Origin of the sequence: Vibrio sp. 1874, from assembly GCF_033344395.1 — a bacterium.
Classification (GTDB): Bacteria; Pseudomonadota; Gammaproteobacteria; order Enterobacterales; family Vibrionaceae; genus Vibrio; species Vibrio alginolyticus.
On sequence record NZ_JAWPOR010000198.1, the window covers coordinates 1 to 1,018 of the forward strand.

At 45.0% G+C, this 1,018-nt stretch carries 1 protein-coding gene; it reads right to left on the reverse strand.

Annotated elements, in window-relative coordinates:
* On the reverse strand, positions 1–954 hold a 954-nt coding region (gltS, locus tag R8N46_RS25585; protein ID WP_318189827.1), incomplete at its 3' end, for a sodium/glutamate symporter.
* Positions 955–1,018: the final 64 nt, after the last annotated feature.

The window sequence follows — 1,018 nt, forward strand, 5'->3', positions numbered from 1 at the left end:
GATCAAGAACGGAATGGCTAGATCAAAAATGTTCCACAGTTTTAGGCTCATTAGCGCCATTGCTAGGAACAGCGACAATGAAACCGTACCGAGAATATCCACGGTTTCTAAGTCGACTTTGCGAACTTTCGTCACTTCCATGATGTTGGTGATCACCACACCAATAAACAACGCGTAGACAAAATCCGGAATCATCAACCATTTGATGCCAAAGCTGCTCACCCAGTTTTCTAGATAACCCGCCCCTGTCACACACAACAAAATAATCGACAAGCTTTCGACCACTTTCTTTGCAGTAACTCGGTCTTCTTCGTGCTCGTTATAAGTCACGAGTTCAGGAAAACGTTGGTGACTTTGATTTGTACGGCCGTATTCCGATTCTAGGTTGTTTTTGTCTATCAAACGCTGTGCCACTGGGCTGCCGATGATGCCGCCAATCACCAAACCAAACGTCGCAGATGCCATCGCAACCTCAAGTACGTTATGTAGCCCGTACATATCTTGGAAAGTCTGCGACCAAGCTGCGCCGGTTCCGTGACCACCAGAAAGCGTAATGGAACCCGCAATTAAGCCCATTAGCGGATCTAAGCCCAATGCGGTCGCCAAAGACACACCAACGGCGTTTTGAATAAGAATGTACGCTGATGCCACCGCGAGAAAGATAAACACCTTCGCACCACCTTTGATCAGCTGGGTGTAGTTTGCCGCTAATCCAACGGTGGCAAAAAACATCAACATAAAGGTGTTTTGCAGTGGTAAATCGAAGGATAAATCAACGCCATTAAAGTGCATTGCGGTAATCACACAGGCGATGACTAACCCACCAACAATCGGTTCTGGGATATTAAATTTTTTTAAAATTGGAAGTTTGGTGTTGATAAATTGCCCTAGGAACAACACACAAATAGCGACGAGAAACGACTCCTGTGGGCCGATTGAAATAACATGATTCATAAAACCTCTTTTTTCCTTTTTCTCATCCGCTGAGTAATGCTTCAACGAGAGATAGGTAACGAAT